Below are 9,888 nucleotides of genomic sequence, written 5' to 3'. Positions count from 1 at the left end.
GCTCACTGTAAATAGTGTGAATGATCGGCCACGTATTACTGGAGCTAATTCGATTAAGCTGTTGACTAATGAAAGTATCGGTATTGATTTTAGTGTTAGTGATGAAGAAACACCTTTGGGTTCTTTAAGATTGGATGTTGATGCTATGAATCCATCATTATTTAAAGAGCTAAAAGTTACTTTTATAAATGGAAAAGCCCACCTTGTAGTTGAAGCCTCAAGCCAAAGTGGAAGTACTAATATAGTTCTAAGGGTAACAGATGAGAATGAACTCGTTACCACTGAGTCTATTAGTGTATTAATTCAATCACCAATAGAATTAGCAACAGAGACCTCGGTTATTATTCCTTTAGATAAAGAGTCTACTGATATTGTAGCACCAGACTTTTCAGCAATTGGTGCAATTAAGGGGCAGGCTAGTGTAAGTGGTGGTGCGGCTACATATCAACTTCCGATTCAGCTTACCCCTGGGCGTTCTGGAATGCAGCCAGAAATATCATTAAATTATTCATCTCGTAGTGGTAATGGTATTGCGGGTGTTGGGTGGGCTCTTTCAGTTGGTTCTAGTATTACACGCTGCGCTGCAACTTATGCACAAGATGGGTTTACACAAAGTCCACAATATAATAGTAACGATCGGCTTTGTTTAGACGGCCAGCGTTTAATTGCTACATCGGGTAGTTATGGTAATTCAGGCACACAATACCGCACTGAAATTGATAGTTTTGTGCGTGTAACGCAAAGTGGTTCACTAAATGGCACATCTACGTGGTTTAAAGCTGAGTATAAAAACGGTCGAGTGTCATATTTTGGTAAAACAATTGACTCAAAAGTAATACATGAAGGTAGGACCGCTACTTATTCGTGGTTGGTTGAATATCAACATGATGCAACCGAGAATAATTATATTCATTATGACTATGCCTTATATGGAACTGCAGAGTTGTTGCTAGATCAGATTTCTTATACCGGTAGCTCGGTTAATAATAAAGGAGAGCAAAAAGTACAATTTATTTATGAGCCGAGAAATAAAATACACGAACGCTTTTCGTTTGGAGGTCGCTCAGTTGTTACACAACGACTCCACAAGGTTGATATTTTTAACGTTAATCAAAATGTTTGGAGTTATGAGCTAAATTACCAAAAGAGTACTGCATCGGGTAAAGAACTGTTAGATGAGGTTTCTCAATGTTTTAGCAATAATTATTGCTTACCTTCAACTTTATTTACTTGGAATAATACTCAAGAAGTATTAATGCTGGAGCCTTTAGGCGGGGAAAGTAACATACTTTATCCTAACGAAAAATCAATAAGCAAGGTTTTACCAAGAGGCGATGTAAATGGTGATGGCGTAAGAGATTGGTCAGGTTATTTTGTTAATGCTGAGGGGGACTTTAGCCACAACAATATAGCGTTAGATTCATGCCAGTTTAACCGATTTACACTTAGACATGAATGCAGCCAAGGGGATATTGACTTAGATGGAATAACTGATGAATGGTCAATTAAAAATCAAGAGTTAATGTTCGATTTGTCTAGTGAAGGATTAATTTCGACAAATATCGAAATGCCTCCTTCTTTAAAACCTGAATTAAGAGAAAGCCATATACGGCAAATTGCAGATTTTAATAATGATGGTTGGCCAGACATATTACTTTATATTGCAAGTGATGCCCCTAAAATTGAACTTTACTTGCATCAAAAAAATGTAAGCAGACCTTACGTTCGTCCTGAATTTAGCTTTAGTCTTACAAAAGGTACAGCTAGCGATTTATATACCACTGTTCTTTTAGATGACTATACAGTATTAGGTGATATTAGCGGCGATGGCACAATAGATATAATGCATGTTAGTACGGGGGCTAAAGATATTATTTCGCCATTACAGGCCCGCCCAAAAACATTACTTTTGGGTGATGATAATTATCAAAACGATCATGCCTTGCCATTTAGCGTTACCTTAGGAACGCTAAAACCTCAGTTAAGTATGTTTATTGACTTAAATGGTGATGGATTAACTGATTGGCTTGGGTGGGAATATAACGAAAATATTATTTCTCTTACTTATAGATTAAATAAAGGGGCATTAGTATTTACAGCAAAACATACCCTTAGTAACAATCTTATCGAAACGGTAGAGCAGAAGGTACTTTATAACGCTGGGGAGTGGATAACGCGAAGAGTACCTAAATATGGAAGAGGCTTTCTTATTGAAGATATTAACTATGACGGAATACCTGAACTATTGATGCCAGGTAAGCGGTTACTGACCCGCTGCACTTCTTTAGGTAGAAATCGTTTTTGTGGTGATCAGTTATATGGTGAATGGGAAACACGACCAGGAGATCGAAGCTCTTTAATCCCAATTGATAGTAGTTCACTCGATAAAAGTATTTATCAATTTGATGCATTACATTTTAGTCAAAATAGTGCCGGGGAGTTGAGTGTAACTAAAAGCGAAACAAATCTGGTGGGGAACCCATATGATTCAGCATTTGTTGATGCATACGGAACAGGCTTAAGAAGCTTAGTATTTAATCATACATCAGAGCCTGGGTTTTCTAATCAAGGAAATGCTGAGGGGACTTTTTCTGCATATACTGAACAATACGGTGTATTTATAAATCGTAATTACGGTACTGGTTCAGGAGTGAGTGGTCGTGATTATGCCCCTGTAGATCTTATGTTAGCAGCTAAAGATGGCCTAGGTAAAGAAGCCAAATGGCAGCAACGACCATTATCGAGTAGCAAAGTTGAATATGATTTACTGAGAAACAGCATTATATCAGAGCCAGGGTATATTAATTTTGCATCTAGCATGTACGTTGTGAATTCATTCCTGCAAAGTAATGGTTTGAACGACACGACAGAAACAGCGTATAGCTATGCAGGCGCTGTGTATAACCAGTTCGGCCGTGGTTTTATGGGCTTTAAAAGCATTATAGAAAAAGATGTAAGTCGAGGGCTCGTTACACAATCAGACTTTAAACAAGTCTTTCCGTATCAGGGTAAGTTAGAACGCCAAGCTACTTTTGCGGTAAATGACTATAACGTGCGAAGTTATAATTTATTACAATCAGCAAGTCTGGAAGCTAATGCATTAAGTTATTCAAGTACTGACTGGCAGGATAACCTGAACCATACTATATCAGGTGTTTATAATGTATATCCTCGTTCTACAACGCAGCTAACGCGAGATCTTGATTCTAAAAGTGTTGTTACATCTACCAATAAAACCATAATTGGAATTGATGAATATGCAAATGTAACAGCCAACTCGGTAGAGATTAATGACGACTGGGGAGTATATACAACATCCCAAACTAGTACTTATCAGAACGATAAAAGCAGTTGGTGGTTAAATAAACTCACTAATAAAACAGTGACAAAAAACGCAATTAAAGAGCGTAATAGTAATGATCCAATAACGAATGTAACACTCGATCAAAAAACATCTAATACAACTGTTTATTCTCAATATCATAGCAGTCGTCAGGCTGGTGTAGTCGAAATTAGTGGTAAAATAGGCTCAGCTATTTCGGGTAATGGCAGTACAGTTACGACTGCTTTTAATGATTACGGCTTACCGCACCTTGTGAGTCAAACAACCAAAGTACGCAACAGTAGCGGCAGTTGGGTTGACCAAACGCGGACGACATCAACTACGTACAGTAAAAATGGCATCAGCGAGGCAAGCGACGGCTATTTCCCCCACAAGCAAATCAATGCTAAAGGGCATATAAGTTATACCAATGTGAACCCCGCCACGGGGCAGGTAACCCAAACACGCCAACAACTCAGTGGCAGTAATTATCAAGTAACCAACTATGGCTATGATGATTACAACCGTCCGTACAGCGTTCAAACTGCGGGTATGCCCATTCAGTACAGTGCAGTACAAATACCGGATACACAAGCTCCCGAACACGCAGCTTTACAAGTCTTAAAGGTGGCAGCCGGGCAACCAGCCCAAAAAATCTATATAGATAAGTTAGGTCGTACACTACGCACTGCCGTACAAGGTTTTGATAGCGATTGGATATTCAGTGATGTTGTTTATAACAGTGTAGGTTATAAAACATTTGAATCTGTACCACATAAAGAGCATGCCTCAGTATTTGGTACATTTTATACCGCACACGATACACTCGGTCGCGTAACTGAAAAAGTAACCAATCAACATTGCGGTGATATGACTACAAACTACGAATACAGCGAACTTGCCACAGGCATAACAGTTTATGATAGTTGTTATGGCATCACGCTAGATATGTCGCGTACTTACAATAGCCTTAAGCAACTAATGCAAACAACTGATGCAAACAATGGAATTACACGTTATAGCTATAATGGGCAAGGGTTACCAATCGTTATTCAAGATGCTAACGGCAATAACATTGTGGCAATGTACAATGCACTTGGTCAAAAAGTACAGGTAAACGATCCAAATCAAGGTATCACTAATTTTCAATATAATGGTTTTGGTGAATTACAACATGAATCCCGAGCGGATAATAAAACCATCAGTTATGTAACCGATGTACTTGGGCGCGTTACACGACGCACCGCGACAGGTGAAAATACGTTAACGTATAGCTATGATGGCGCTACCTATGGCCTAGGGCAGTTAAATCAAGCGGCAGGTAATGGCGTAACAAAAAATTACGCATACGATAGTCGAGGCCGTCCTAGTAGCCAAACTATTATTGGTAGCGGTAAAAGCTACACAACAACCACATTTTACGACAGTAACTATGGCCGTGTAAAAGGGCTACGTTACCCGAATAACCTTACCTTAGAGTACATTTATAACGATGCAGGCTATCAAACGCAGGTAAAAAATGCCGCCAGTGGTTATGTGTTTAAAACTATCACTGAACATGATGTGTTTGGTAATATATCACAGGGGACATTAGGTAATGGGTTAAGTGAAAATACCGCTTACAGCCTTAAGAATGGTCAGATGATCCTTAAAACCATTGCTAAAAATAATAGCAATATCATGAGTATTAATTACTCAGCGTATGATGGCTTTGGTAATTTAAAAGCCGTTGATATCACCACGGGGAGTATTGGCAACCAGCACAATTTTAGTGAAAGTTACAGCTACGATGCACTGCACCGTTTAGAAAGTAACGCTGTTAATGGCATTACCACGATTGACTACAGCTATGATGCGGTGGGCAATCTGTTATCTAAATCGGATTACGCCTCACAATACGATTACACTAACGGTGCAACAGGTGGGCCGAATGCAGTAAAACGTGTGCTACGCAACGGCAGTTGGAAAGTATTTAGTTATGATGCACGTGGTAATATGACACGGGGCGACGGCCTTACAAGTGCCAGCTACAACGCGATGGATAAACCCACACAAATTATAAAAAACGGTAAAACCCTCACCTTTACCTATGGTCCACAACACATGCGCTTTAAGCAAGTGAATGGCAGCGTAACCACTTTTTATAGCGATAAGTTGTATGAAGAAGAAATCGACGGCAGCAACACCACATGGCGAGCTTACATAGACGACATAGCCGTTATAAGCCAAACGACAGGGGTCAGTGCAAGCATTCGATACACTCACCGTGACCGCTTAGGCAGTGCACGCGTATTTACCGACCATAACGGACAAGTAGAAGCAGAGCGAAATTTTGACCCATTTGGTAAACCACGGCTAGCCAGTGGCGGCTTAAAAGCATTTGGAGATTCAAAACTCGGTGATATGGCGGATGCCAAAACACGAAGAGGCTTTACTGACCACGAACATTTAGATAATGTAGAGCTCATTCATATGAACGGTCGGGTGTACGATTATAACCTTGGTCGGTTTATGTCTGTAGACCCCGTTATCCAAAGCCCAACGAATAGTCAAAGTATTAACCCTTATTCTTACATAATGAATAATCCGCTCAGTGGTACTGATCCTACAGGGTATGCAAGTTGTAGTGCGGATGATGCTGCAAGTTGTCAAGAGGTTGCAGAAAACCTTGAAAAAGGTGAAACAGCGGATATTACTCAGAAGCAATCTGTCACAGGTTCTCGCATAAAACGCAATGTAAAAGTCGGCACAATGACAGGTAACGGTAATGGCACGGTTAATATTCAGATAGGTAATATGTCTGCAACAGCCGATATAGGCGCACCATCAACAACTGCAAAAGGTAATAATAGCTCTGGTATAGATTTATATGCTTGTACAAATTGTTTTGGCGGTAGTAATTCTATAGATGGTGTTGATATGCCAGAAGTTATTGATGAATATTGGCGAGAAAGAAGGGATGGTGAGAATGGATATCCATCTACTGAGTATTTAGGTTCAAGAGAGCTGCATCATGAAGGTCTTTATGATGGCGATTCTGAGATTCTTGCAAGCGGAGCCTTTGAAACTTATCTAAATGAGAATCCCAGATTAGGGCTTTCATACAATTATGACCTTCCTGACGCATGGCGCATGAGGATGCCAAATATAGTGTTTGCTCCAGAGGTGAAAGTAAATGTATACAATGTTTATGTGAACTGGAGTATTGAAAAAACGCCAATATTAGATGTTAAAATCTATAGGCAAAAGATTAGAATGTCTTCCTATAGTAATGATCGTAAAAGAACTTTTGTTGAAACTCGTTGGAAGTATACAAAAGAGGTGCAGCAAGTTGATTCAAAAATCCAATATTTTGAATCGAGACGAAGGGGTGGAGTTAACCAAGTTCAAAGTTGGCCGATAGTCCCATAAACAGGAAAACACATGAAGATATTTAAAATTTGCATAACATGCGGTATTTGGCTGCTATCTGCATGCAGCTCATATGCAGACGATGGTCATTGGCAGTGGAAACTCGAAATTGAAAAGACAATTGGGCATGCTGACAACTCGGTTCAGAACATGGAAATTGGCTCATATTGGAATAAAAACTACAGAGAAGCTGTGTTCTCTGTTTCAAATTTAATTTCCAATGGTTGGTCCAGTGAAGGTTTTGATGCTGATTTATATAATTCTATATTGTTAGAGGTATGGAGGAACACTAAGCATGTACGTGTATTAGATGATCACTTAATTCGATTAGCTGCTATGAAATGGAGAATTAATCTAAAAAATAAATGTTTTGATAGTGGAGTGGATCTGAATATTGCACGAAAATATTTTATGGAGATGATCAGTTCGAATGAAAATATCTTAAAAAACTCAGCTATAACTGGGCTTGGAATGATTGGTGAAAAAAATGATGTTGATACGTTAATAGCGATATTAATTGATAATCAAGATAGTTTTATAGGTAAAACAGCATTAAATTCACTCTTACTTATTGGTGACAAATACATGCTAGAATCACTTAGAGCAAGTTTGAATCAACTTTCAAATAAGTCAATCAAGAATAAGATTCAACAAGAAATAAGTTACAATAGAGTTTATGAAAATGAATGCAGTAACTAAGCTTTAGGTTTACAAGCCGTTACTTGATTTTGATCCGATTGTTATCTGTGCAAACTTAAACCACAGCTAAAGTAACCTCATTTTAGTCCAAAGCCTAAATAAACTAGACATCCACTCAAAATTTTGTAAATAAACTAGACATCCACTCAAAATTTTGCACTTTTAAGCTCAAAGTACTACGCTTTATTTAGTGTAAAAAACAAGCAGGATGTCTTATGGCCATCGCAAGAAAACGACAAATAAGTTTGGTTGATACAAAATACTACCACTGTATTTCGCGTTGCGTGCGCCGTGCTTTTTTGTGTGGTGAAGACCACTTTACTGGTCAATCTTACGAGCATCGCAGAGGCTGGGTTGAAGATAAGTTACTGGAATTAGCAAAAATATTTTGTATTGATGTATGTGCTTATGCCGTAATGAGTAATCACACCCATTTAGTACTGTATGTAGATGACAAAAAAGCGAATAGGCTGAATGATAAAGCGATTGTTATTCGCTGGCATAAGCTGTGTAAAGGCACCGCTCTTACACAAAAATACATACAGGGCGAAAAGCTAAGTAAAGCTGAACTTATCTTTTTTAACCAAACAGTAAACCAATACCGCGAGCGCCTATCCAGTATTAGCTGGTTTATGCGGTTACTAAATGAAGATATAGCCCGCAGAGCAAATAAAGAAGATAATTGCACAGGCCGCTTTTGGGAGGGGCGCTTTACGTCTCAAGCATTATTAGATGAAGCAGCCCTTGCTGCCTGTATGGCCTATGTTGATTTAAACCCCATTAGAGCAAAAATGGCAGAAACGCCCGAAGAGTCAAACCATACCAGCATCAAGCAACGCATAACACACGCAAAAGAAGGTAAGCAACCAAAACCACTACTGCGCTTTGCAGGCAAGCCTCGTCAAACAATGCCAAAAGGGCTGCCGTTTGAGCTTAAATCGTACCTTGAGCTTGTTGAATTAACAGGACGAATAATACGAGAGGATAAACGCGGGTATATTGATAATATGAACCTTCCTTTGCTTGAAAGGTTAAATATATCCCCAGAAAACTGGTTAAAACTGACTACGCAATTTACACGCGTATTTCATGGTGCTGTTGGCAAGCCAAGCTCACAAGTAAGTTATTGTGAAAATCTAAACAGAAAGCGGCGGGTGAATATCAGTAACTGCGAAAAGCTACTGGCATAAAACGTAAGCTACTCAGTAAAACTATTCAGTAATAAATCACAACTGCACCATGCAGCTATTTCCATGCGACGAATTTAATTTTAAGCGTTCTAATTTGTTCTTTACGGATGAAATGCAAGTAACCGAGCAGTGAAAGATAAATTTTTAACAAAAAAATCAAATTTAATAGCAACGTTTTGTTTGTTCAATTGAAGTGGCTGTCTAGTTTAGTTTGTTTAGTTAAGTGGCTGTCTAGTTTAGTTTTTGTTATGTCGTTTAGTTATGAAGTGGCTGTCTAGTTTAGTTTTTCAAAATACATGTGCTATGTACGGTCAGGCATTAATCGTTTTTATTGGGGTATTGTATTCAGCTTTTTAGCTGTTACATCATTAATACATTAATACCAATTCGTAATAATATTTGAGCAATTTGAGAGCTTAAACCTGACGCTAACTGTGTTAAATATTTCTTATATAGAACAACTAAATAACGAATTTTTGCCTTATTATCGACACTGTTTTCTTACCTCAAAATAGCTTACTTAATTAAGCAGATTGGTATTACGAAGATTAAATAGTGACCTTACTTTTTATAGCTACTTGATTTGTAATTATTCGAGTAGTTAGAAAAATATCCTTGCTTAACGGTTAAGCATTCGGTTTAATGAATAGATAATAAACGCTGAGCAATGCAGGGAAAGCTTAAATTATAATAGGTAAGCTTATTAAATTAGCTGATTTAGCTAGAGCCTCTAAAAAGCAAATTCCCATAGCATAAACAACACCAACTCTGACACACCGAGCAGGTAGCGCCTCAGTCCAACAAGCGATTATGCAACACAAACTGCGTGTCGCATAAGTACTAAAGTGTTAGGCATTCAGGGGTAAGCATGATTAAATTTAAAATAGTAAGCATAATTACAGCCGTTATCGCACTTACTTTGTGTGTGATTTTTATACTTATTCCCGAAGTATTATTTATGTTGTTTAATATTGATGAAAATAGTTCCGCTTTCTTCATTGGTAGAAGGGCTGCAATGTTATTTCTCGGAATATCGGTATTTAGCTGGTTCGGCCGAAATGCTGAGCATTCAGAGTCTAGGCAGGCTATATGTTTAAGTCTTTCAGTTTCTATGTTTGCATTGGCTTTTCTTGGTAGTGCAGAATACCTACGTGGTTTTGCTGGTATAGGTATTTCACTGGCTGTTATTACGGAAGCTACTCTTGCTTTGCTATATTTTAAAATATGGTTCAACTACAAAAATGCCTAACAACACGCCCTGAGGTG

The 9,888-nt window shown here is 38.4% G+C and carries 4 protein-coding genes; all 4 read left to right on the top strand.

Features of this window, described 5'->3' with window-relative positions; translation table 11 throughout:
- The first annotated feature begins 16 nt into the window (after nt 1-16).
- The 4 genes from DO88_RS00865 to DO88_RS00880 all read left to right on the top strand — a co-directional run bounded on the left by DO88_RS00865 (nt 17) and on the right by DO88_RS00880 (nt 9,871).
- Complete coding sequence (locus DO88_RS00865) at nt 17-6,733, top strand: SpvB/TcaC N-terminal domain-containing protein (RefSeq protein ID WP_050482478.1); 6,717 nt, start codon at nt 17-19, stop codon at nt 6,731-6,733.
- 12 nt (nt 6,734-6,745) lie between these two features.
- Nucleotides 6,746-7,432 (top strand): hypothetical protein, encoded by a 687-nt coding sequence (locus DO88_RS00870; protein WP_033030314.1) that lies wholly within the window; start codon nt 6,746-6,748, stop codon nt 7,430-7,432.
- Nucleotides 7,433-7,647: 215 nt separating this feature from the next.
- Nucleotides 7,648-8,622, top strand: coding sequence for a transposase (locus tag DO88_RS00875; RefSeq protein ID WP_033041009.1), 975 nt, complete (start codon nt 7,648-7,650; stop codon nt 8,620-8,622).
- Nucleotides 8,623-9,490: 868 nt separating this feature from the next.
- Nucleotides 9,491-9,871 (top strand): hypothetical protein, encoded by a 381-nt coding sequence (locus DO88_RS00880; protein ID WP_033031774.1) that lies wholly within the window; start codon nt 9,491-9,493, stop codon nt 9,869-9,871.
- The last annotated feature ends 17 nt before the right edge of the window (nt 9,872-9,888 follow it).

The sequence above is a fragment of the Pseudoalteromonas sp. S3431 genome, from assembly GCF_000690035.1.
GTDB lineage: Bacteria > Pseudomonadota > Gammaproteobacteria > Enterobacterales > Alteromonadaceae > Pseudoalteromonas > Pseudoalteromonas fuliginea.
This window is presented reverse-complemented; position numbering and strand designations above follow the sequence as displayed.

Excerpts from the sequence above, each read along its gene's own strand:
- DO88_RS00870 (WP_033030314.1), top strand. The coding sequence starts at position 6,746 with ATGAAGATATTTAAAATTTGCATAACATGCGGTATTTGGCTGCTATCT.
- DO88_RS00875 (WP_033041009.1), top strand. The coding sequence starts at position 7,648 with ATGGCCATCGCAAGAAAACGACAAATAAGTTTGGTTGATACAAAATAC.
- DO88_RS00880 (WP_033031774.1), top strand. The coding sequence starts at position 9,491 with ATGATTAAATTTAAAATAGTAAGCATAATTACAGCCGTTATCGCACTT.